We start from the raw sequence: 24,165 nt of genomic DNA, 5'->3' as shown, positions 1-24,165 counted from the left end.
CGCCGCCACCGACAAGAAGTCCGTCGGTGGCGGCGTGAAAAGTTAGACCAGATCCTCACCGTTGCGGCGAGCAGTTGCCCAATCTTTGAAGAATCCCTTGCTGATGACTCCCAAGACAACCAGCACCAACGCCGGCCAGATCAGAACGTAAATGGTCAGTAGAGCTGTACTCATCCGTATCCCTTCCACTTGTCTCGACGGTTACTTTCCGGACGCTCCCACGGCAGGAAGCTCCTCCTCGTCGAAGTCTCCGGTCCGCTGCTTGATGAGTTCGAAATCGAACGTCTCACGCTGATTGACGGACATCGCAAAGCACACGACGGTACTGACGGCATAGGCCACCAAAGAGCCGCTGAGCGTTGGGTAGTCGTGCAGGAAGCCGATCGCGAACGGCGCGGACAGCACGATCGCCAGGCCACCGACGATCTGCGCAACCTTCAGACCGAAGAATCCAAATGCCATGAGCCCCAGCACCACTCCGATGCCGACAACGGCAACGATGTCGGAGAGAATCCCGAACATCCCATCCATCGGCACCCAACTGAATCGGACGGGCAAGAAGGCGGCAAGCGCCACCAGCACCGACACAGTGAAGGCTTTGTTGGTGACCTTTCCCCAATAGAAGCTCGCGATAACCGGGAACACCAGCGCGCCCCACAGCGCGCCGACGAACACCAACAGATCCAGAATGCTCAGTTGCAGACTTGCCAAGGAGATAGCCGCCGCCGTGGCAACAACCATCGTTACTCGGCCGATGAGCAGCATCCGTCGAGGGTTCGCATTAGCCTTGCGTGCGACGGCTTGGCCGTAAACGTCGGTCATCACGATGGACGAGAGCGCAGCAAGGTCCGAGTCCGCCGTCGATGACAGCGCGCCGATGATCATGACAAAGAAAACAGCCAGCAAAATTCCGGGCAGGTACGACGCCGCCATCTGCGGAATCAGGTTGTTGACGTCACCATCCATCGGCTCGATTCCGAGGTATAGAGCGAGCACACCCAGCATTCCGACGCCGATGACCGTGGCGCCATATCCCACGGTTGCGGTGATGAAGGTGGGCTTGATCAGGTCTTCGCGGACCGCGAACAGACGTTGGGCAATGGTCTGGTTGCCGATTGCATAGGCAAGAACTGCCGCGATGTACGGCGCCCCCTGTTCGAAGAAGGCAACGCTCGAGAAGAAGTTGCCCTGCTCAGCAGTAAGGTTGCTTGCCCCGGATTCGAAGGCTGCCGGGAACCCCGCCGCAAAGAAGATGAACGGCACCAAAACCGCTACCGCACCGAGCATTCCGATCAGCTGAACGAAGTCGGTCAACACCGAAGCACGGAAGCCCGACCACAGCGTGTACAGCAAAACGCCCAACGCGACGATGAACACACCCTGAATGAAGTTGAACGGCGAAAGCAACGCGATCAGCAGACCACCAGCGAGGAAGTTCGACATCAAACTGATGAGACTACCGACGATATTGGAACCCGCGAGCATCAGCTGACTCGAGCGTCCGTGCCGCGCGTACATGACCTCGGCCAGCGTGTGGGCTTTCGGCGCTACTTTGCGAATTCGCTGGCCAAACGGATAAATGAAGAGAATCATCAACGCGCCCCATAAACCGTAGTGAATGGGGCCGGAGATTCCGTAGGTGTAGCCAGAAGTGGCGGATGCATACATCGACGACGCCCAAATCCATGTGGCCGTCATACTCGCGGCCGAAACGCCAAATCCTAACTTGTTTCCGGCGGTCATAAAACCGTCGGCATTTTCCTGCTTCTTACCAATACGAAGAGAAATCAGAAATGTTCCACCATAAAAAGCAACAAGCAGTGAAACAATTACCAAGGTACTGAACTGGACCATGTCGGACCCCGTCACATGCCACATCCTTCGCACATAATCGGCAGAGCAAAGCACAAAACCCCTGTTCAGGATCTTTGCGCTTCGTTTCTGCACGCCCTAGGAGCGACCGCCATACCAACACCGGTCACATATTCAATTGACTAGAAACACGCACTTCGTCTTTTCGGAAACCCAACCTCCACAAAATAAATCTTCTGCGCAAGCTTTTGGCTCTACCACGCAATTCAACAACTGAGAATCGACCATAGCATGATGGCAATTTCGAACAAAAACTCCGATATTTTCCCACCCGAAAATATTCATGATTCCGCCGCAGAAAAATCGGGCGCTTCCAGCGCATATAACAACTCCGCATCGATTGAAATCGATGCTGGATTCGAGCGCTCAGCTACTTCGACAGGACCATCCTGGCAAACCGTCGACCCCACTCGGGATCGGCGGAAACATGCTGGTCCAGCGGATTGGAGACAATCGCCCCGATCATTCGCAGGTACACGAGAGTGTCTCGCACCATCCACGTCCAATCGTCGTCCCCGAGTCGTGTTCCGTCTGTTGTCGACCAACCCAATGCCGTGAGGCCTTCGATCATCACTTCACTACGTTCGGACTCCGACAAGCCGGCAGCCAACGTAAGGAACAGAATTCGGCCGGCTTCCTGCGCCAACTCACCCTTTCCCAACGGCATGGCCGTCACGATGTGACGCCACAGCTCGCCTTCATATGCAAGCACTGACGCGCCGAGTCGAGTCAGAATCAATGTGCCTCGGAGTTTCCGGACAAATCTCAGTGTCTTTGCGACTTGAACGAGTACTGCTAATTGCGAGCCACTCCCTGCCGTGACATCGATCCCGTCACTGTCCCAATCGAGTTCGTCTCGGGCGGCCGCAACATGGTCCGAAGGAAGTGACCCGGACGCCGTCAACGCAATCCCACCACCTCGCGCGGAGTTCAGCAGCCACAGCAGTTGGCGGGTTGCTCCCTCACGCATCACCTCGAAGTAGTTGTCATATCCGCCACGAAGCTCCGATTTGGCAACTGCGGCGAACAGTTTCGGTGCGGAATGAACCGACAGGCGGCGCAAGAACTTCTCGAACAGCGAGCTTCCCACAGGTGGTGACTTATGCAGTGCCACTGCAGTGGTGACGGCCGCATTGAACTCTGTGAGAACAAATCGTTCGGGATCGAATAGCCCGGTACTCACCTGCGCGTTCAGGAACTCGAGATACCCGACCGGACCGCCAGAATCCTCTGGCGGGCACGCTCTCTCGCCGTCGAGACAGGATGGCTCAGAAATCGGCTGGTCTTCGACAATCTGCTCGAGAACCAACGTGTGACTCCACCTTGCGCGGGCGTTGTACTCATAACGGACGTACTCCCCTACCGCGGTAACTGCCTCGTCGATCCGAACTTCGTCCTCACCAAACTCGTCCTCCTGGTATCCGTCGCGCTCGATCACCTCTGGCGCGATATACCGATCTGGGCCATTGTCCGTTGAATGATGGACACTCACCCACTGATGAGCGTGTTGATCGCCCCACCCCATCACCGCCTGCACAATCGAATGAAGTTGGTCCAGTTCGATATTCGACGGAACCGAAAACCGTCTCCAAATAGGCGGCGTGATGCAATCGAGTTCGATCCGCATGACAAAGTTCGCCACCTCCGGCCGTCGACGCTGATTCCGCATCTGCCTCGGCGTAAGGACCTTCATCTGGCTTTGCGCCGCTCGATATGCAGGTACCAAACGCAGATGTGAAGCTCGCCGAACTCGCTGACCCGTCATGTATGGAGGCTAGATCTACCTACCGACAGCCGAGATACTCACTGCCACAAGGTTGCCCGATCTGTCGGGGCTCGCATCTCGTCGCTGGCCGGCTGTCAAGTCCAGATCAACGCGGACGTACCCAGGCATCTTTAATCATCCACCTGCGCGGACAATAGTGTGCGCCGATTACCGTAGACCTGACAGCTACCGCACGAAAACAGTGCCCAGCGCCTGCTCGGACTGGCACAGAACATGAGGATCCATGAGCGACCACGACACGACCGCCGACCAGCCCCTCCACATCAACGGCGCAATTGCCTTGGTGACGGACGAGCGCGACGAGTTGGTTCGCCTGTGCGTCCAGACCCTCGCCGAACTGCTGGGCAGTGAGCCTGCCACCGATGACGACGGCGACATTGTCGTGCCGGTTCACGGGTTTGTCGTCTACGTGACAGTTGCGGATGACGGCCCTCAGATCAACGTCTGGTCCTCGGTCCTGACGGGCCTCGGCAATCCCTCGCACGCTGCGACTCGACTGATCGAACTCGCGCAGGAATGGCCGCGCCTGCGCTTCGCCTTCAGCGGTGACCACCTACTGGTCTCCACGATGCTCGACGCCGATCCCTTCGCTCCGCAGCATCTGCTGAACCTGATCGACGAGGTTCACGATTTCACTCACGAACTCGACGACGATTTTGCTGAATCCTTCGGCGGAGCCCTCGACTGCGACGCCGATGACGACAGCTACACCGGAGACTGCAATCCCGGCGGTTGCGGCGGAGACTGTGACTGCGCGTGCGGCGATGAAGCAGACGCCGTCGACGGAGATCTCGGCATTACCCCAGTCAAATAGGCTGGCTCTCCGATCAGCTCCGCCAAGCACTCCATGGAGTCGTCACGATGCGACGTAGATCTGTGTGCGGTGCCAGTCCAGATAGACAACATCTGGACGCTCCGCCTTGTCTGGCAAGATCAATCGGTCTCTCAACGGCGGCTTTCCGAGTGCCGCGCGAAGGGGACCTTCGATCTCCATATCGCTCTCGACGCCGGGCGCATAGTGGAGGTTCAAGTCCTCATCGACGGTGATGAGCCCTGTATCGAAGGCAATGTCATGCGTCGGGCAAGCGGTGAAACCGTTGCGATGATCGAGTCGCTCTTTGTCAGTGCTGTCCCGCCAGGGCTTGATATGACTTGCAGTCAGTAGGCGCGGCCGGCGTCGGCCAGCGATGTTCGCGCTGAGGCCGCAGAACACGCAGCGGTGCTCGTGATTGCTGAGTACCCCAGCAGCGAACCGATGCTGGCCGATCCGAACTCTGGAGGTCAGCAACCGCTGAGTGGTAGCGATGGGGATATCGTCGCGTTCGCGAGACCACTTTTCGAGCGACTGCTCCAAGGATCTCTCGATCTCACTTTGGACTAACTCCTCCTGTCCCGCTAGCCACAGCGTTTCGCCGCTTTCCAATCCAAGGAAGTCTGGCAACGCACGTTCGTCAATTCCGTGGGAACGCGCCGACCGCAGGATTCGCAGATAGACGTCCTGCATCAACTCACTGTCCGAGAGCATCAACGAAGCGATCTCGACCTCATGACGCCCGCCATGACTACGCGTTCCGTCCAGGTTCGCCATCTTTGCGATAAAACTGGTGGGCCGACGCTTAAACAAACTCGAAAATTGCTCGACCGGCGTTCCCGCACGGTGTGCGGAAGAGCTGCCGAACCGGCGATGGTCGATCAACAAAGATGCACAGAGGGACAACACCACCTCGCTCGGAACAAACGGCACCTGCCGGGTTCCCTTCGGAACCTCCTGGCGAACGAGCACCGATTTCCATTGCGCTGCCAGCGCGGCGGGCGATGGATCAATAAACTCAGAAATCGCTGAAGGTGCCACTTTTGCGCCTTCCTGGTAGGTGTCCAACCCGCAAGTTCACACAGTAGCCGGCACCACGCGAAATCAGTCGAAGCCACCCGTGCAGAATCGCCATCCACCGATGAACGAGGCCGACGAACTTATGCGCCTTTCTGGTGGCGCCCACTACCAAAAAGGCGCACAAGGGCCGAAGGCCCCTACCGGAACGCACTCCCCTTCGAGGTAAGAGTCTTCACCCGCTCGACAGTCCAGATCGCAAGCACATCCACCTTGCGCTTGCGACCCGTCTCCTTGTGCGTATCCATTTCCTGTTCCGCGATGATGTCCTTGATACCGTCAGCATCGAGGGCCGAAAGACGCTCCAACAGAACCGCTTCCCCATCCGCCTTGAAGACCTCGAATGGGTCGAAAGCCCCCGGCTCCCGTTTCACCTTCGGTGCAGCAGCACGACGACGAGGTGCCGGCGCAGGCGCGGCTACTACCGCGACCGCTCCATCCGACGGAACTGCGAAAACGCTCTCGATTGCCTTCGCGAAGCGCGGGGTACGGGCAGCTTCCTCCGCGACGACCTGAACCAGCTTGGCCAGCAACACCGAGGCCGAGGCATTAGTTGCACCCAACTTCAAGAGCGCAGCACCGGTCTCCTGAACCTGCACCCGACGACGCGCCTCATCGATACCCGCACTCATAGCTTCGCCTGCGCTTCCGTGAGAATGTTCTGCGTAATTGCACGCATCTGATCGAACTGACCTGCATTGCCGTACTTCACCTTCAAAGTGCTGTACGGGTGAAACTCCGCCGACGCGGCAATCTGATTCGACTCCGCGAGATATTCCGGCAATACGTGAGGGACGTTGGGATCGCGTCGAAGATTTCGCACAGTCGTGCGGTGCACCGCCGAGTTGGACTTGTATTTGGTGATCACCAACCCGAGTTCGAAGAGTTCACGGCCGAGTTCTTTGCCGAACTTCGCGATGTGCGTCTGGATCTGCGGAATGCCGTACGTGGAGAGCACATCCGGGATCGTGGGGATCACATAGCCGTCAGCCATGGCCAATCCGTTGAGTGTGATCGGCCCGAGATTCGGCGGGCAATCGATCAGGACGTAGTCGTAGTACGGCATCACCGGTGCGACGGCATCCCTCAACAATTCGACCGGCTTGGTGGAGTTCCGATCAGCAACCCGAAGGGCACTGATCTCCTCCTGCAGCTCGATCAAATCGAGAGATGAGGGAAGCAGATCCACACCCGTCACTCGCTTGACCGGCGAGACTCCGCGCTGAATCGAGGCTTCGAGATCGAAGTTCGACGTGCCATCGACGGCGTCGCGGAAAATGGTTGCGCTGGTCAGCCCTTGCTTGTTGAGTTCGAGCCAGTGATCCTCACTGATCATCATCGTCGTCAGATTGATCTGCGCATCGAGGTCGATCAGCAGCACGCGCTGACCGAATTCGAGCGACATGAACTCGGCCAACCCCGCGGTGATCGTCGTCTTACCGACGCCGCCCTTGAGGTTGATCGTCGCAATCGTCTTAGCCATCAGAACCCATTCCTGTCTCCACCACAACACACCTAGTTCGCATCGACGATCGCCCCTGTCCCTGACTGCCTCACCCGAAAACCGATTCGCCCCAACGGCTCTGCCGCGTGCGGAAGCGCGTACGAGAACAACGTCGCAAAATCGCGCGAGTCCACCGGACCAGCCTGTGCCCGTTTCAACTGACGAGAAGCCGGATCGTTCGCAAACACCAGAATCAATGCACCGCGAGTCTTCCGATGAAGTGCACCCGCAAGCGGTCCGCCGTTCTTCTTCGGGCTGCCCGCAATGTGCTCGATCGCATCGCGCTCACGAACGGCTGTACCGGTGAAACCTGTTCGGTACTCGCGCTCCTGACGCTTACGATTGACGATCGGAAGTTTCTCGTGCCAACCCTTGATCTCGATCGGCTCCCGGGACTTGGGGTACGGAAGCAGAACTGCAAAGTCTTCGAGCAATCCGGATTCGATTGCAGTCGAGAGCGCTTCGCGGTGGGGACCGAAATCCCACCCGTTCGCCCACTCGAATCGGTCCACGGCGGCCAGCACCACATGGGCCGGGACGATGCCGTATCGCGCAGTGAACGATCGCGAAACATCATCCTTGTCAACGAAATTGAAGGACCCTATTTCGCCCAACGACTTCAATAATGGTGCAACCGCGTCGAAGTGCCGAGCGTTGATCGAACCGTCGCCTCGCGGGGGCTGCATCGTGAAGCTGAAACTTTCACCGCCCATGCCTCGATAAACCAGATCGGCGTTGAACATCTTGTTTCGAGCCGTTGGCCTGAGCCACGGCAGCTGCTGAAACACCATCGGCGGCACATCGCGTGGAGTGACCCACGGTTCGCCCTTCTCGTTCACGCCGCTGAACCTGGTGAGCTCGTTCCGGAACTCCTGCTCGTCCCGAACGATCGCCTCGAACGCCTTGTACATGTCGTAGTCCGCGCCGGCGGGTCCGCCAACCGTGCGGCCGATGAACAGGCGCACCAGGTCTCGGTACCCGGGGCGGAATCCGAACCAGCGTCCCATCTGCATCAACGTGTCAGCTTGGCCCGTTCGACGCGTGTAATAGGTGATGGTCAGGCCCTCGACTGTGAAGCCGCGACTCAGCTTTGTTCCGCCGACAAGGATCTTCCATACTCCCCGTTCCTGGAAGTCGAGGGAATCCTGGTTGTAGTCCTTCTCGGCTGCCCCGTTGACCACGATGACGGGGCTGGTTCCCTCCGAGATCCTGTCGTAGGCGGCGCCGATGAACTCCTCCAAGACGCCAAACGAGCTGGGATTTGCCAACTCGCTACCACGCGCAGCACTCACCACTGCGAAGTCCTCAGCCCAGAGCTTTTCCAGCCTCGAGAGACTCTTTGCCTGGCTGTACCCCGCCGACTTCCACAAGGCCTTGAAATCGTTGGCCACCGCGTCGTGCTCGGTCTGCTTCACCGATTCGTGCACCAACATCGTGTGGTGCCGATACGGTCTGGCGCCCTTCGATTCCCGGAAAAGCTTGATCGCCCCGGTCAGGACGAACGAGTCGAGGGCCCGCAGTTGCTCGGCAGAACGATCCTCGTCGCACTCGGCCCGGAGATCCCGTACGTACGCTTTCTGGTTCGAATTGGCCGGAGTCTTGTCGTCGTCTTCGAGATCGTCGAGATCGTGGAAGTCCGCACCACCCATGTACGGGCCGGGTCGCTCGAGACTGACGATGAAGTCCGAAGGAAAGACGTTGACGCTGTCTTCCGGATCGACAAACACATTGGCAAAAGGTGTTGCGGTGTAACCGATGTACTGGGCACGCTTGAGTAGACCGAGGATCTCAGCGATCTGTCCGTTGATCGCCGTCCGCTCGATCTGCTCGGTTTTCATCTTCTTCGGATCAATTGTGTTCACCGATGCCTGATCGGCTTCGTCGTCAATGATCAGGGCAGGAATCTGATCGAGTTCGGTCGGCACTTTCTTCAGATCGGCCACCAGCTTCTTGAGGCTGGAGACGTTCTTCTTCACGACCGCGATGCGAATATTGCTGGGGTACAGATTCTTCGGATCATTCAGAGGAAGGGACTGATCCACGGTTTCGAAGTGCAGTGCGCTCAAGCCCGCGAGCAGGCTCTTGTAGTCAAAGGTCGAGGTGGTGAGTCGACGGATAGCCGGGATTTCATTCGTCTTGTTCGGATCGATTTCGTGTTCGAGAAAGTTCCGGTTTCGCCAGTCCTCGTCGTTGGCGTAGTCGTCGTCCACACCGGCACTGATGTTTTGACGACCGACCAATTCCATGTCGAGGCGTCGCTGAGTCTGGCTCCGGAGAATCTCGATAGTGCCGGTCAGAACGATGACCAAGCGGTACCCAGCGTCGATCGCCTTGGCCACTACGCCACTGAAATTCGCCGTCTTCCCGCTCTGGACGTAGCCGACCACCAAACCTTTGGACTGATACGGCTCGGGCCGCGTCGGATCCGCAAGCCGGTGCACAACCTCAGTGGTTGCAATGTCCAGCTTTCCGATTGTCGTCTCGTCCCAGTTCTTGTCGGCTAGAACTCGCTTGTAAGCGCGCCAATAGAAGTCGTGCTCGCGCCGGCGCTCGGAGGTGTACCAGGGGTCCCACGGCTGCTGAGCAGCAATGACAACCGGCCCACCTTCGCGAGGGAAGTGCGCATCCATCTCGGCGTGGGCGTCGACCGGCAATCCCAACAAGTCGTAGATCCGAGCTCGCCGTTCCGGGCTCTGCGGAACAGTCGAGCCCACCCACGTCTCAACACTTTCCGCATCCCACTGCCGCAGACGCGAGGTGAGCGCCGTTCGTACACCGACAGCACTGTCGTCGAGGAACACATCGATGATGTCCGCGATGGTCAGGCCGTCCGGATAGCTCGCTCGCAGGCGCGCGTTGACCGGGTACAGCACGTTCTCGGGCGGAAACCCGTCACCGAGTTCACGTGCAACCGCACGGAATACTTCATCACTCACTGCACTACCTGCTCCCGGTGCGCTGCCACTGCGGAAATCAACACTTCCTGCCACGCCTGCATCTTTTCCCTCTGACGCGCGCCGATTCTCGTTCCTTCGAACATCTCACTCACCAACAGGAAGACGAGAGTCTTGAGCACCGGAGCATCAGCCGGGTCGAGACTGCGACGTCCGAGCAGATCACGCCGAAAACGCGCATTGATCCACAAAGTTCGAGTTTTGAGGTCGACTTCGAAGAACTGATCGCGCGCCAAGGCCCGCCAACCCACGGCAACCGGATCATCACCGACGCTGAATTCGAAGGCGTCGCTGAAGGAGTCGAGCACATCTTCCGGAAAGCCGGATGCCGGTTCGATGACGCTGATCGGCCTTGGAGCAGAACTACGGGCGGCTCGCACGACGCGCTCGGCATCAGTCAGATACGAACGGAATCCACCGTCGCCCTCGGCGAAGACGGCACCGTCGACTGCAGCCGACGCAGTGGCGTCGAGCGTCACCCCCGATTTCTCGGGATTGATTGTGATGTGCTGCAGCAGAGAATCGTTCAGATCGACGGCAATTCGCGCCAATCCGTAGTCCGGTCGGCCCCGCACTATCGCGTTCCAGCCGCCGATCTGCAGGAGTCGATCGTGCCGATAGAAGTAGAGCCCCTGCTGGTCCCGGCCGGGGGCGCCGTGGATACGAAATTCCGGTGCATTACTCCGAGCGGGCCACACGTGAGCTTCGGCGGTTACTGTGGCACCGGCGATCGATACGGTAAGTTTCCGAGGGTAGGTGGGGTCACCGGTGCGCGGATACCGGAACGGGTCGATGGCACTGACTGTGCGCAGCGCACCAGCGCGTCCCGCTTCGACGTCGAAGACATCGACAGTCAGAGCAATCCGCCCAGATTCGATGAGACGGTGAAATACGACGCCGAGATGACTGCGCACGTCGTTGATGGTCTGCTCGAGCCAACTGGTCTGCTCGTCCGCGTGCGCGGACATGAGAAATGTTGTGATGCCGCGCCATTCGACAACGGTGCCGGTGTCGAAGGGAAAGCGAGGCGTGACTGCATCGAAGAATTCGGCGGCTTGCCGGTCCTCGATCACCGAAACTGACTGACGCCCCTGCACTGAGGCGGAGTCGATCTCGCGGCCCTGCGTCGGGTGCCCCGACTTTCGAGACCACACTCGTAGCAACCGAGCCTGACTCAACGACGCCGCCTTCATCCCCACACCGAAATGACCCAGGTCCTCGGCGGCATAGTCGCGTCGACGGCCGTAGGTCATCGCAGCATCGATGGTGTCACTGTCCATGCCGGAGCCGTTGTCGATCACCATCATCGACACGATTCGTGTGCCGTCCTGAACGAACCTGATCAGCACGTGCGAAGCCGCGGCGTCGAGGCTGTTGTCGATCAGATCGGCGAGCGCTGTCGCGATGGTGTGGTGCAAGCCGATGGCGCCGGCGAGGGACTCGTCCGCCGCAAGGATCTTGGTGCCCACTATGCGGGTATCCGCGACGTCAGTCATGGGTTGCATCCTTACCCTCTGCCTCGTCGATTTCGGATGCTTCGCCGCGCCTCCATGCCGCCTCCAAGAAGTCCAGAATCACGTCCTCACCACGATCTTCATACGCGCGCAGTATCTTTCGTGGACGGTCTTCGCCGTCCAGACACACGGCTTCGGCGAGAATCCGCACCACATGTCTCTCGGCAGTTCGCAAAGGCTCGCGATTGCCAACCTCTGCGAGTGCCTGACGTAGTGGGTCGATGTCAGAGTGGACAATCGCCGGTCGGACCACGCGGAAGGTTCCGTCTTGCCACAGCTCGAGCAACACGTCTTCGCCCTCCACAGCGGAGAGTTCACGCAGGAATCGGCGGATAGTGCCGAACGTCGGCTGCGCTCCGGTCCATCGAACTGCTTGAACGCCGAGGTGACTCTCCAACTCGATGTTCGCGCCGCGCGCACAGCCGGCAGCAACCGCGACACCGGCGGGTACAGCAAACCCGGAGCCCCGCAGATGATCAGAGGTCACGGTCAGTCGATACCGCCACGTACTACCTGACCGGTACAGGCGGCGAGTCAACTCTGGCGTCTTCGCAGTGTTGCGTGTCCGCTTGCGCCGGACTATCCCGTCACCACCAATGTTGAACTCACTGGCTTCTTCAGCCTCTCCCGAAGAAACCGATTCCTCCCCAACGGAATCCGCGCTTCCCCAGGCGCGCAGCCGCCACACTGCGCCGTCGAGCGCCACGCGATCGTCGGCCTCGAGCGCGCGCTCGATCGACCGGTCACTGCGATCGGACTTCAGCAACTCCACAAGCTCGACGACGGACTTCGGCGATCCGACGGCTTCGAGCGCGCCGACTGCCAGATCGGAGATCCGACGCGCACGCGTCAGCGCAGAATCCGCCACTACGACGACCCCGCACCACGCAAGCCACTTCTCCAGTTCGCCGCGTGACATCGACACCACTTCGGCGACGTCGTCGAGTGCAACCACACCGTTGGGGGACTCAAAGTCTTCCAGCAAGGTCTGAGTGCGTTTCTTGGCCGCCGCGACGCCCGGAGCAGCCGCCCAACCGTCAGTCACCTCGAAGTAGTCGTCGAGACGGTCCAGAACCAACCACAGCGGAACTCCGTAACCAGGCACCTCCGCTGCAATGCTCGGATGCACTTCGAGAAGCCGATCAAGCGAAGCGACCGGCTGAATCTCGACTCGCAGGCTGGCAAGCAGGTTTCCCACCGCCGTCCCGAATCCGCACGCCGCGTTGAGTTTGGCTTTCACGTCGGCCTCGATCTGCCCGACTCGCCCCGAGCCCACACCGAGCTTGGCTCCGATCGCTCCCCTACGCTGCGGAACTCGCGCCACGATCCGCTCACGCAACACCAACGACTCCCGCTCATCCAGCTGCGAGAAGAGATTGTCGATCTCGTCCATCGCGTCGGTACGGTCCGTGTCGGGCAAGTCGTTCGGCGTCAGAGCCGAGATCCGGGCGGCAACTTCCTGAATCGAGGCCGGAGATTCATCGTCGATCTCGACGGTGACGAGTGGTCTGCTGTCCTGGCCTCGGACCCGTCGCCACATTGCGAGCTGAGCGAGATCGTCGAGCAGCGCCGTGATCGCGGGTGGGGCGACTACTTCCTCAGCGGTCTCGACGCGGGCGAGCGGAGTCGTCATGACCGCACAGACCAACAGGTTGAGCACTATGTCGTGCACCGTCTGTTCGCTAGTTCCGCGCACGCCGAAGATCTCAGCGGTCGTGTGCGTCAGTAGACCGCCGATTGCTTTGTCGGTGGTGAGCCGTGACAACGCCGTCACTGCGCGAGTATCGAGACTCAACACCTCCAGCGGGAGATCTTCACCAAGGAGCGGAAAGCTCTCGTGTAATACCGCTGCCGCGTGGTGAGCGATGTAGAGGGATGCCAGCTCGGAGAGAACCTTCTCGAGATCGACCTCGAGAACAGTGAACGACGGCGCTTCGCTGAACCACCAATCGGGCGACGGCGCCAGCGGCTCGAGCAGCGCAGCACGATCGGACACGTAGTCGTCCAACCAGGGAAACAGATCGACCCACAGCGTCTGACTCAGCTCGTTCGCGGGAAGCGAGTTCACACCCAACGTCAACGCACTACTCCCACTCACGGATACCTTCATTGCGGTCAAAACCGACCGCGATGTCGGTAACAAGTTACTGCAGCTTGTGAGCCGTCGCAGCGCCGGACCTGCTTACCCGACAGTCAGGCTTCTCCGCTCAATCGACGGCGGTGAAACCCTTCGCCCGATCTTTGTCGGCCGAGGTCCACAGCGTCGTCGACAGTTCGGCCTTCACCAGCGGGATGACCTCTTCCGCAAATCGGCGCAAAGTGTCCTTCTGCTGCTCGAAGTCGAGCACGTGATTGACCGACACCGATTGGAAATCGTGGCCGTAGCTCTGGTGGTAGTCGAGGATCTTCTCGGCGACTCGCTCCGAGGACCCGACCAACGCCGGCCCGCGGTCGACGGCTTCCTCGATCGTCCGGAAACTCGTCGACTTTCCGACCGCTTTGGGATCGTGCTTGCGTTTGTCGGCCTGCGCAACGGCGCCTTCGTAGATCGGACGGAACTCTTCGATCGCTTGTTCGGTCGTGTCAGCGAGGAACAATCCGCCCGAACCCGATCCGACGTACGCCTTGGATGGGTCGTGTCCGTACGCCAGGTATTGCTCGCGGTAGTGGTCGATCAGCACTTTGTAGTTCTCACGAGGCTGGAAGGCGTTGGCGGTGACGATGGGGTCGCCCCACTTCGCCGCGAGTTCGACGGCTTCGAAGGAGGTAGCCGATCCATGCCAGATACGGAACGGGCCGTCGTAGGGACGCGGTAGCGTCGTCGCGTCCTCGAGCGATGGTCGGTGAGTACCCACCCACTTGACGTTTTCCTCGCTGATCAGCAGTTTGAAGAGTTCGTAGTTCTCGGTGAGGTACTCGTACTGCTTGGTGATGTCCAGACCGAGCAGCGGGTATTGAAGGACCTCGTTGCCCTTGCCGATCACGATCTCGAGTCGTCCCCGGCTGAGCTGATCGATGGTTCCGAAATCTTCGGCGACTCGGATCGGATCGAGTAGCGACAGGACGGTGACACCCGTCGAGAGCAGGATTCTGTCCGTGGCCTGCGCAATCGCACCCAAAACGACGGTTGGCGCCGACGAAAGAACCGGCCCGGCGTGACGCTCGCCCACCGAGAACGAATCGATGCCCAGCTCTTCGGCAAGAACCGCAAGTTCGACGACGCGGTTGAGCCGATCGGACGGGGCAACTTCCTCGCCGGTCACTGGATGGGGTGGGTTGAAAATGATGTCCAGAACCTGAAAACGCATGACCCGTCTTTCTCGATAACCTCACAGCGCGCCTGTCCCTCGGAGGCTAGTGCGCGACTCGTCGACGGATCGGCCAACCGAGGACGCCCCCAATGCAACCAACGTGCGAAATCTTCTAATCAGCAACATCTTTCGACTCAAAGAGACCACTCGGTCGATAAAACTCTCACCGATCCGAAGTCGACCGAAAACATGCCGAACTCCCGCCAGGCAGGACCTGTGTCACCAACCAAACGAGCGCACGGTAAACATGAAGTACTAAGAGTGCGTTCCCTTATCGTTAAGAGGTACTTGTTATGAACGGTGCGGCGGCCATCGGTGATGGCATATTCCAGATTCCTGTCCCGATCACGGACAACCCGCTCGGGCACACGCTCGTCTACGCCATGGAATCCCCCGGCGGACTGATCTTGGTCGACGCCGGATGGGGCGACGACAACGGCTGGCAGGGCCTCAACGCGGGGCTCGCCGAGATCGGGCATTCGGTGACCGACATCGAGGGCGTCGTGGTCACGCACTTCCATCCGGACCACACCGGACTGTGCGGACGGGTCCGCGAGGCATCCGGCGCCTGGATCGCCATGCACGAGGACGACCACTACCTGTTCGATCAGATGGCCACTGCGCGTAATGAGGAGTGGATGGCGTACCAGCTCGACAACATGGAACGTGCCGGAGCGCCCGCAGCTGACCGTGATGCCTTCCGACTGGCTGCCGCGGGTGAGTCTCCGGTGGGCCCCGAGTCCGCTCCCGACCGCCTTCTCGCCGACGACGAGATCATCGCGCTCACCGGCCGCGGCCTCCGCGTTGTCTACACCCCCGGCCACACGCCTGGTCACGTCTGCTTCTACCTCGACGACGCCGACGTCATGTTCACCGGCGACCACGTCCTGCAGAAGACGACACCGCACGTCGGCAATTTCGTGTACCCACTCGACGAGCGTGACGCCCTCGCCGATTTCCTCGACTCGCTCGCACGGGTGCAGAACATGAACATCACCCGCGGTCTCGGTGCTCACGGCATTCCGATCGACGACGTCGGTGGCCGCGCCGGCGAGCTGATCGAGCATCACCAGGAACGACTCGATCACCTGCTGCAGGAGTTCGCCGACGACAAGCTCACGGTCTGGGACGTCGCGGCAAAGATGAAGTGGTACAAGCCGTGGGCCGAGATCTCCCCGATGGGCAAGACGATGGCGCTGTCCGAGGGTGCAGCTCACCTTCGCCATCTGGTTGCCCGAGAGCAGGTCTCTCAGGTCCCCGGCTCCGAGCCCGCGCTCTTCGCCCGCTCGATCTGAAAGATCAGGGCCGACAAGCACTCCGCTCGTCGGCCCTGATCTCTATTCCGCTTCGGCCTGATCGACTATTCGGGTCGACGCCGATCGCGGCACCACTACCACCGGGACCGGTGAGTACCGCACGATCTTCGCTGCGCGACTGCCGAGGAACACCCGCGCCAGCGGACCTGCCTTGCTCGAGCCGACAGTCAGAACGTCACCTCGATCCCACTCGACGCCCTCGAGCGCCTCGGCCCAGTTACGACCATGGCTGATAACCGATTCCATGACGTCAGGAATTTCGGGCAGTGCACGCACACGCTCGAAGGCAGCGTTGGTCTCGCGCTCGACTACCTCGGCCCACTCTGAGATGACCGGTGAATCCCCCTCGGTCCCGAGTGTGGTCGTGTACTGCGCGTTCGCACGAACTGCAAACGCCGCCAATCTGAGTCCGGCATCGACACGCGCAGCCACAGTCGCGGCGGCGAGCACCAGATCGTCCTGATCGGGTGTGCCCGAGTAGGCGGCGGTGACGCGGCGAACCACCTCACCGGGCTTGGTTCGAAATCCCCTCGGCGCCAGCGCGACCGGAACGTCGGAGCTGTGCAGCAAGCGGGAGGTGACACTGCCGAGAGCCACGTGACCGAACACCCCGGCCGTCGACGAATCCAGGACGATCATCTTGGCTTCGTGCTCGTGAACGAGATCAAGTAGGCCACTCGACGTCGACTGAGCCTCATGCACGACATAGGTCACGTCGACGTCCGAGGGCATGTCAGCCCGCGCTTTCGCCAGCGCCGCTTCGGCTTCGGCTCGCAACTGCTGGTGGTATTCGGCGTCGACCCGCGCCATTCCGGGCGGTGGCGGCGAGGGAATCACCGCGCAGATCACCAACGGTTCACCAGACGAGCGCGCCAACAGCGTTGCCAGATGGACGGTTCCGGAGCTGTCACCGTCGGGTGCGTATCCCGCGAGCAGCGTCATGACTCGGACTCCGATCCCAGTTCGGCGCGGTTCTTCGCACCGAGGCGCGAGTGCTTCATACCGTAGGCGAAATACCAGATGATCGCGACGGTCACCCAGACGAGGAACACGTAGATCGTGACGGTTCGGAGATCCTTGATGATCCACAGGCAACCCAGGATCGAAAGGATCGGCGTCACCGGATAGCCGGGAACTTTGAAACTGCGCGGCAGGTCTGGGTCACTGCGCCGCAGGATGATGACCCCGACCGAGACCACGAGGAAGGCCACCAGGGTTCCGATGCTGGTCATTTCGGCGAGGAAGTTGATCGGAATGAAACCGGCCAGAATGCTGATGACGACACAGACGATGATGGTGTTGGGCACCGGCGTCAGAGTCCGCGGATTCACCTTGTGGAAGATCGACGGAATCATGCCGTCGCGTGACATCGCGAACAAAATACGGGTCTGACCGTAGATGACCACGAGCGTGACGCTGCAGATCGAGATCACCGCACCGGCGGCCAGAAGCGTTCCCGGCCAAGTAGATCCGGTCACCTGTTCGAGGATGGCGGACAGTCCGGCTTCCTGACCTTCGAACGATGCGGAATCCTGTGCACCGATCGCGACGGCGACAACGGCGATGTAGATCGCGGTGACGGACACGAGCGCAATGAGGATCGCGAGAGGGAGATTGCGACGGGGGTTCTTCACTTCTTCGCCGGCGGTGGACACGGCGTCGAGGCCGATGTACGAGAAGAAGATGATTCCGGCGGCGGACATGACGCCACTGAATCCGAACGGTGCGAAGTCGGCGAAGTGATTGCTGTTCCATCCGGCGATGCCGACCACGATGAAGAGCAACAGAATTGCAAGTTTGATCGAGACCATGATGGCGTTGGCCTTGGCCGATTCACTGGCGCCGCGAATGAGCAGAACACCGCACAGGCACACCAGGATCACTGCGGGCAGATTGATGATGCCGCCCTGCTCCGGCGCTTGTGACAACGCGTCGGGGATCTGAAACCCGAAGAGGTTGCCCAGTAGCTGGTTCAAATATTGCGACCATCCGACGGACACCGCCGCGGCCGAGACTCCGTACTCGAGAAGCAGACACGCGCCGACGGCCATGGCCGGAAGCTCTCCGAGCGTCGCGTAAGCGTAGGAATACGACGAGCCCGACGCCGGGACAGCTCCGGCCAACTCCGCGTAACAAATCGCTGTGAGTCCCGCGACGACACCGGCAACAACGAAGGAGATGATGACTGCCGGACCCGCAACCGGGACTGCCTGCGAGAGGACGAAGAAGATACCGGTGCCGATCGTGGCGCCGATGCCGAACATGGACAACTGCGCCAAACCGATACTGCGGGTCAGCTCGCCGCCGTTGGTATCTGCGCCGGTCTCCTGGTCTATCTGCAAAGCCGGCTTGCGCCGAAGTACGTGTTTGACGAGAGTAGCCATCGACGCTCCTCTAGAGTGCCTGGTAGGAAACTGTTGTATCCTCATACTGCACGTAAGTGTCCTGCGACACAACAGTTGGAGCAAAGTTGCCCAGCTCACGCCAACCGTCCGGTCTGGAATGCCCGGATCGTGAACCGCCTTCGGAGAAAACGGGGAGATCATGACCGGACCGACCATCACCGTCGACCTGCGTCGTATCGAACAGAATGCGCGCGTCCTCGTCGAAGCGTCCAATGCCAAGGGTATTGCGGTGGCGGGCGTCAGCAAATCTACATGTGGCTCCCCCAAGGTGGCGCGAGCCATGGTGCGCGGCGGCGTCACGCAGATCGCCGACTCCCGCCTGGACAACCTGGCCCGCATTCGCCGCGACGGCATCACCGTTCCCCTGATGCTGATCCGCGCACCGTCGTTGAACGAGATCGACGACACGATCCGCTACGCGGACATCAGCCTCAACTCCGAGTTGACGACGATTGCTGCTCTGGGCAGAGCAGCACAAACGAGAGGAGTCGTCCACGACATCGTGCTGATGATCGACCTCGGCGATCTCCGCGAAGGAATTCTGCCGGCGGAGGCGTTGGATGTAGTCGCCGAAATCCTTCCCATCGAGGGCATCAAACTGATCGGAATCGGCGCGAATCTCGCGTGCGTCGGCGGCATCCAGCCGACCGTCGACAACCTGTCGAATCTGGTCTACATAGCCGACGAAATCACGAAGCGGTTCTCGATCGAACTGCCGATCGTTTCCGGCGGCAATACGTTCTCGCTGCCACTCCTCGAGACCGGAACGATGCCCGAAGGGATCAACCATCTGCGTTTGGGTGCCAGCATCGTTCTGGCCGAATCACCGACTCCGCCAGGACTGTACGAACTGCTGAACAACGACGCCTTCACTCTCACCGCGGACATCATCGAGGCCAAGGTCAAGCCGTCGCGGCCATACGGCGTCTCAGGGGAAGACGCATTCGGCCGACGCCCCGTCTTCGACAACGAGGACAAGCCGAGCCGACGCCTGATCCTGTCCATCGGCCGCGAAGACATCTCACCAGAAGGCTTGACCCCGATAGATCCGCGCCTGAAAGTGATCAGCGCCAGCAGCGATCACCTCCTCGTCGACGCCGGAGAAACAGGTGACGAATATCGACTGGGTGGGACGGTCGACTTCACGATCGACTACGGCGCGCTCTTGATGGCGATGACATCGCCCTACGTCGAAAAGCGATACGTTCTGGGCACCGAACCGATCGATGCCAATGCGACAGTCGAATTGATCGACCTCGAAACTACCGGCCTGGCAAGCCATCTCCTCGATCACGGTCTCCGCGAAGACATGTCCGGAATCGGTTTCAACTGCATTCAAGGAGAGAACGCCGCGGCGGATGTCACGACGCTGCCGCTGTGGCTCACTGCCGAAGCCTGGCAGAACACCAGAATTCCGATCGCCACCGAACCTGGAACCGATTTGGGTGCAATCATTTTCGCCTCCCACGGCGATATCGAACAATTGCTGTCGTCGGCGGCGGATCTGCACGGCCCCAGTTTGGAGAACACCGTCCTGGTGGGCGTCAAGAACGCCACGATCGATCACAAGCGCGCACTCGACGAGTACGGGGTATTGCTGGTGACGATCGACGAGATCGATCGCCATGGCATGGCGGCCTTGATGCCTCGCGTTCTCGCCGCGGCGGGCCAGGGTGTGAACGGCGTCCATGTCCACTTCGACATGGACATCGTCGACGGACGTGTTCTCGGCGTCGACGACACGACGCATCTGGGCGGCCTCACGTTCCGAGAAGCCCACCTCGCCGCCGAATTCATCAGCGAGACCGGCCTGACGAGATCGATCTCGATCGGCAGCGTCGCGGCAGCGGATTCCGATCCGCTCGGCCGGCAGGCGACCTTCGTCAACGGACTGGTTGCTTCACTTCTCGGGCGCAAGGTGGTCAAAGCCTGACATTGTCGGAGGCGCTTGCAACAATCGTTCGATGATCACGCGGAGCCCCGGTCAGCACGTATTCATCGCACTCGGCACGCCCTGGATCGATGCCGTGGTCGCGTTTCTCGAACCCACAGCACGCCTCGATCCCTGGATCATGCGCGGAAAGATGGCCATCGGTGACCTGCTGATCACTGTTCTCGACACCACTCCTCGCACGGTGCTCTGCATCGAGACCGTGGCTGCACCGTTCGACGGTACGTCGCGGATCGAAGTCGATGAAGAAGTGAGCGCGCTCCGCTCTTTACCCGTCGTCCCCGAGGTCGAACAACGCTGGTCCATCACATTTCCCACGGATTCAGGGTCTGTCGACGATGCACTGGCGGACCGGATTCTCGCGGCCGTCCAGTCCTACGAAGTGCCCTACTTCGGCGACATCGACACCCTGGATCCGACGTCCACGGCTGCCCACGCCCGAACGTTGATGCGCGAGCGGGGAAACTGCACAGGTTGCGACTCACCGATGCCGTTGCGAAAGTTCAACAGCGGCGATCGCCTTCACTTTCATTCCGCATCACGGATCTTCAGGCAGGCCGAACCTGGGGACGACTACCCAGCCGTGCTGTGCCGCAAGTGCGCCGGAAGGATGGCCGCGTCCGGGCACGCCAACTTCATCGACTACATGCTGTCGAAGAATCCACCGTGCCCACACTGCGGTGCACACAGAACCGCTCGGTGTTCCCCGGGAATGCCGGTCTATCCATTCGATCACCTGCCGTGGTTCGCCGGAACTGGCTGCGTCGTAGGACCGGACACCCCGGAATGGACGTGCCGAGAGTGCAAACACTCATGGGGACAGATGTTCCCGCCGTACTTCCCGTAGCGGCCGAACACATCTCGAAGCCGGGACGGCAACGGATGTGAACGGCCACCGGACCTGGAAACGCCCAGATTGATCAGTTGGCGGCGAAGCCGGGAAGCCGATCGATATCCGCGATGATCGAATACTCCGTGGCGTCGCCCTGGAGGATTCGACTCTGCTCGCCGTGGACGTCGACGGGGACGTCACCGGCCAATGTCACTCGGTGCACACTGCGTGCCTGAGACCCGTAGTCGGCGATCCCGTAGTGCTGAGTCGCCTGGTTGTCCCAGATCGCCAGGTCGCCGGCCGTCCAGTTCCATCGAACAGTGTTTTCCAACTTGATGATTCGTGCCTGGAGAATCTGGTAGAGAGCGACCGACTCCGACGGCTTCAGTCCGACGAACTCCTTGAAGAAGTGACCGAGCAGGAGGGTCTTCTCCCCCGTCGCCGGATGGATCCGCACCACCGGATGTTCCGTCTCGTAGATCTCACGAGTGAATTCGGCGTAGTAGGCCTGGCGCTGCGCGTCTACCGGGTTCGTCTGATTTACAGACTCGGCATAGTCGTAGGCATTGGTGTGAACGGCCCGCAAATTCTCGACCAGGACCTTGAGCGAGGGCGGCAGTTGGTCGTATGCAGCGGTAGTGGACGCCCACGTGGTCGCTCCGCCGTACTCGGGAATGGTCGTAGCTCGCAGAATCGACGCTTTGGGGATGCGGTCGACGAACGTCACGTCCGTATGCCAGCTGTTAGCGGCACGGTCGAGCACCAACAGCTTGTCGCCCCTGGACTTCACCGTCGGATGCGGGGTGGTCTGGGTGCCGAGGGTTCCGGCGAATTCGTACTGCGACGTGTCGTCGAGATGATGCTGCCCACGGAAGAACACAACCTTGTGCGCTGCCAGCGCGTAGTTGATCGCGTAGGCGGTCTCTTCGGACAAGTCCCCGGAGAGGTGGACGCCGTCGATGCGGGCGCCGATCAGCTCGCCTACTTTGTGGACGGTGATTCCGCCGGCAGCGTAGATCTGCGACGGGGTCTGGGTGTCGCGTTCGAGTTCGGTGATGGACATGTCAAGCTCCTATGGGTCTGCAAAAGGTTGTGTAGTGGCAAGGGTGCTGAAGTCGAGGCGGGTCAAACGGCAACAGTCAGGTCGGGAAGCACTGATTCCCGTTCCCGCCCGGCGCGCTGACGATTCGGATCCGGAACAGGCACCGCGGTAACCAACTGCTGCGTGTACTCCTGCTGTGGTGCGCTGAATACCTTTGCAGCGGGGCCCTCTTCGACCAACTCCCCGCTGCGCAGTACCGCTACCCGGTCGGCCACCTGATTGACGACGGCAAGATCGTGACTGATGAACAGGCATGCGAACTTGTATTCCTCCCTGAGATCGGCAAAGAGTGAGAGAACATCGGCTTGAACCGAGACGTCCAGAGCGCTGGTCGGCTCGTCGGCCACCAGCAGTCTCGGTCCGAGGGCAAGTGCTCGTGCCAGCGCAACGCGCTGGCGCTGACCACCGGAAAGTTCTCCCGGTGCCCGGTGTGCAAAAGACTTCGGTAGGCGAACTGATTCGAGCAACTCCCCCACCCGGTTTCGCAGTAGTGCTCCGGTGGCAAAGCGATGGACTTCGAGTGGCTCGCCGATGCTTTGTCCGACCGTTCGACGCGGATCGAGAGATGCTGCAGGGTCCTGATGAATCAGGGCCATGCCCTTGCGCAGGCCGCGAAGGTTCGCGGCGGAGATGGTTCCGAGATCGGTTCCGTCGAAAGTGACGATGCCGCTACTGGCCCTGATGACACCGAGCGCGGCCCTGCCGAGAGTTGTCTTACCCGAGCCCGATTCACCGACCAATCCGACAACCTCACCCGCGTGAACCGTCAGGCTCACCTGATCGACCGCACGAAACTCTTTGTTGCCCAGCCTCGCCGGGTACACGACGGAGGCCGCGTCGAAACACAGGATCGGCGGGACTTGTTCGCCGCCCGCCCGGTCGACCAAAGCCACCACCGGCTTCGTCTGGTCGTCCTCCGGTAGACGTGGCACGGCCGCAAGCAGAGCCTGCGTGTACGGCGCACGCGGCGTCGCAAAGAGATCGAAAACGGACTGCTGCTCGACGACCTTGCCCGATCGCATCACGAGCACGCGGTCTGCGATGTCCGCCACGACGCCCATGTTGTGTGTGATGAGCAGAATTGCGGTTCCCGAACGATCACGCAGATTCCGCAGGAGTTGCAGAATTTCGGCCTGCACGGTGACGTCGAGCGCAGTAGTCGGTTCGTCGGCGATGAGTAGATCAGGTGAGCCCGACAACGCCAGCGCGATGACAACCCGCTGCTTCTGCCCTCCCGAGAGTTGATGCGGATACCAGTCGACTCGACGCTCCGGTTCCGGAATCTCCACCATCCGTAGTAGATCGATTGCGCGGGCTCTGGCGTCGGCACGCGAGATCTTGCCGTGTGCCCGCAGCGCCTGCGCGATCTGCCAACCCACCTTCTGCACCGGATTGAGTGCAGTCTGAGGCTCCTGGAAAACCATCGCAGCCCGAGTCCCCCGCAGTTGATTCAGCGTCGCCTCGTCGGCACCGAGTACCTGCCGGCCACCGAGTTCGACCGACCCGCGTGCCTGCGCACCTTCCGGTAACAACCCGAGAACGGCACGTGCGGTCAACGACTTTCCGGATCCGGACTCGCCGACCAACGCCAATATCTCACCGAGACCCAATTCGAGGTTGACGTGGTCGACGACAGTTGTCGACGAACCGCGGGAACCATCGGCGTCGAACTCGATCACCAGATCCTCGATGGCGAGAACTGCCTGTGCGGGTGTTGCGTTCATGACTGC

At 60.5% G+C, this 24,165-nt stretch carries 18 protein-coding genes; 4 read left to right on the top strand and 14 right to left on the bottom strand.

Annotated features, from left to right (window positions below):
- Nucleotides 1–42: 42 nt before the first annotated feature.
- The 3 genes from ACFT1A_RS25430 to ACFT1A_RS25420 all read right to left on the bottom strand — a co-directional run bounded on the left by ACFT1A_RS25430 (nucleotide 43) and on the right by ACFT1A_RS25420 (nucleotide 3,499).
- Nucleotides 43–174 (bottom strand): putative transporter small subunit, encoded by a 132-nt coding sequence (locus ACFT1A_RS25430; RefSeq protein WP_003941363.1) that lies wholly within the window; start codon nucleotides 172–174, stop codon nucleotides 43–45.
- A gap of 27 nt (nucleotides 175–201) precedes the next feature.
- The gene (locus ACFT1A_RS25425) at nucleotides 202–1,854 is read right to left on the bottom strand and encodes a sodium:solute symporter family protein (RefSeq protein ID WP_378449332.1); all 1,653 of its coding nucleotides are present in this window, start codon (nucleotides 1,852–1,854) and stop codon (nucleotides 202–204) included.
- Between the two features lie 388 nt (nucleotides 1,855–2,242).
- Nucleotides 2,243–3,499 carry a plasmid pRiA4b ORF-3 family protein gene (locus ACFT1A_RS25420; RefSeq protein ID WP_378449331.1) on the bottom strand — a complete coding sequence of 419 codons (1,257 nt, stop codon included), beginning with the start codon at nucleotides 3,497–3,499 and terminating at the stop codon, nucleotides 2,243–2,245.
- A 382-nt stretch (nucleotides 3,500–3,881) separates the two neighbouring features.
- Between ACFT1A_RS25420 and ACFT1A_RS25415 the strand changes: the two genes are divergently transcribed.
- Nucleotides 3,882–4,472 (top strand): hypothetical protein, encoded by a 591-nt coding sequence (locus ACFT1A_RS25415; protein WP_378449247.1) that lies wholly within the window; start codon nucleotides 3,882–3,884, stop codon nucleotides 4,470–4,472.
- Between the two features lie 42 nt (nucleotides 4,473–4,514).
- Here the strand turns inward: ACFT1A_RS25415 and ACFT1A_RS25410 are convergent, their stop codons facing one another.
- From ACFT1A_RS25410 to ACFT1A_RS25380, 7 genes are all read right to left on the bottom strand, one after another.
- Nucleotides 4,515–5,537 carry an HNH endonuclease gene (locus tag ACFT1A_RS25410; protein ID WP_378449246.1) on the bottom strand — a complete coding sequence of 341 codons (1,023 nt, stop codon included), beginning with the start codon at nucleotides 5,535–5,537 and terminating at the stop codon, nucleotides 4,515–4,517.
- A 149-nt stretch (nucleotides 5,538–5,686) separates the two neighbouring features.
- On the bottom strand, nucleotides 5,687–6,178 hold the full coding sequence (locus ACFT1A_RS25405) for a hypothetical protein (protein ID WP_378449245.1): 492 nt from the start codon (nucleotides 6,176–6,178) through the stop codon (nucleotides 5,687–5,689).
- Entirely contained in the window at nucleotides 6,175–7,029 is an 855-nt protein-coding gene (locus ACFT1A_RS25400; RefSeq protein ID WP_003940667.1) for a ParA family protein, read from the bottom strand. Before ACFT1A_RS25400 ends, ACFT1A_RS25405 begins: the two co-directional genes overlap by 4 nt.
- A 32-nt stretch (nucleotides 7,030–7,061) precedes the next feature.
- Entirely contained in the window at nucleotides 7,062–9,986 is a 2,925-nt protein-coding gene (locus ACFT1A_RS25395) for a Z1 domain-containing protein (protein ID WP_378449244.1), read from the bottom strand.
- Complete coding sequence (locus ACFT1A_RS25390; protein ID WP_378449243.1) at nucleotides 9,983–11,500, bottom strand: ATP-binding protein; 1,518 nt, start codon at nucleotides 11,498–11,500, stop codon at nucleotides 9,983–9,985. Before ACFT1A_RS25390 ends, ACFT1A_RS25395 begins: the two co-directional genes overlap by 4 nt.
- Nucleotides 11,493–13,616, bottom strand: coding sequence for a hypothetical protein (locus ACFT1A_RS25385; protein WP_378449242.1), 2,124 nt, complete (start codon nucleotides 13,614–13,616; stop codon nucleotides 11,493–11,495). The genes ACFT1A_RS25390 and ACFT1A_RS25385 overlap by 8 nt, the downstream gene beginning before the upstream one ends.
- Before the next feature lie 109 nt (nucleotides 13,617–13,725).
- Nucleotides 13,726–14,826 (bottom strand): LLM class flavin-dependent oxidoreductase, encoded by a 1,101-nt coding sequence (locus ACFT1A_RS25380; RefSeq protein WP_378449241.1) that lies wholly within the window; start codon nucleotides 14,824–14,826, stop codon nucleotides 13,726–13,728.
- 296 nt (nucleotides 14,827–15,122) lie between these two features.
- On the opposite strand from ACFT1A_RS25380, the gene ACFT1A_RS25375 reads away from it, so the two are divergent.
- On the top strand, nucleotides 15,123–16,124 hold the full coding sequence (locus ACFT1A_RS25375) for an MBL fold metallo-hydrolase (RefSeq protein ID WP_029255764.1): 1,002 nt from the start codon (nucleotides 15,123–15,125) through the stop codon (nucleotides 16,122–16,124).
- 42 nt (nucleotides 16,125–16,166) lie between these two features.
- Here ACFT1A_RS25375 and ACFT1A_RS25370 read toward each other — a convergent pair whose 3' ends face one another.
- Together ACFT1A_RS25370 and ACFT1A_RS25365 are read right to left on the bottom strand one after the other, a co-directional pair.
- Nucleotides 16,167–17,087 (bottom strand): universal stress protein, encoded by a 921-nt coding sequence (locus tag ACFT1A_RS25370; protein ID WP_020908397.1) that lies wholly within the window; start codon nucleotides 17,085–17,087, stop codon nucleotides 16,167–16,169.
- Nucleotides 17,084–18,529, bottom strand: a complete 1,446-nt coding sequence (locus tag ACFT1A_RS25365) for an amino acid permease (protein ID WP_007729264.1) — start codon at nucleotides 18,527–18,529, stop codon at nucleotides 17,084–17,086. The genes ACFT1A_RS25370 and ACFT1A_RS25365 overlap by 4 nt, the downstream gene beginning before the upstream one ends.
- A 160-nt stretch (nucleotides 18,530–18,689) precedes the next feature.
- Between ACFT1A_RS25365 and ACFT1A_RS25360 the strand changes: the two genes are divergently transcribed.
- The gene (locus ACFT1A_RS25360; protein WP_378449240.1) at nucleotides 18,690–20,483 is read left to right on the top strand and encodes an alanine racemase; all 1,794 of its coding nucleotides are present in this window, start codon (nucleotides 18,690–18,692) and stop codon (nucleotides 20,481–20,483) included.
- 31 nt (nucleotides 20,484–20,514) lie between these two features.
- Complete coding sequence (locus tag ACFT1A_RS25355) at nucleotides 20,515–21,348, top strand: hypothetical protein (protein ID WP_378449239.1); 834 nt, start codon at nucleotides 20,515–20,517, stop codon at nucleotides 21,346–21,348.
- A gap of 73 nt (nucleotides 21,349–21,421) precedes the next feature.
- On the opposite strand, the gene ACFT1A_RS25350 is transcribed toward ACFT1A_RS25355, so the two are convergent.
- Both ACFT1A_RS25350 and ACFT1A_RS25345 read right to left on the bottom strand, forming a co-directional pair.
- Nucleotides 21,422–22,396 (bottom strand): TauD/TfdA dioxygenase family protein, encoded by a 975-nt coding sequence (locus tag ACFT1A_RS25350; RefSeq protein WP_378449238.1) that lies wholly within the window; start codon nucleotides 22,394–22,396, stop codon nucleotides 21,422–21,424.
- Between the two features lie 62 nt (nucleotides 22,397–22,458).
- Nucleotides 22,459–24,159 (bottom strand): dipeptide ABC transporter ATP-binding protein, encoded by a 1,701-nt coding sequence (locus ACFT1A_RS25345; RefSeq protein WP_378449237.1) that lies wholly within the window; start codon nucleotides 24,157–24,159, stop codon nucleotides 22,459–22,461.
- Nucleotides 24,160–24,165 lie beyond the last annotated feature (6 nt).

The sequence above is a fragment of the Rhodococcus sp. NPDC057135 genome (assembly GCF_042670865.1).
Taxonomy (GTDB): Bacteria; Actinomycetota; Actinomycetes; order Mycobacteriales; family Mycobacteriaceae; genus Rhodococcus_F.
This window is presented reverse-complemented; position numbering and strand designations above follow the sequence as displayed.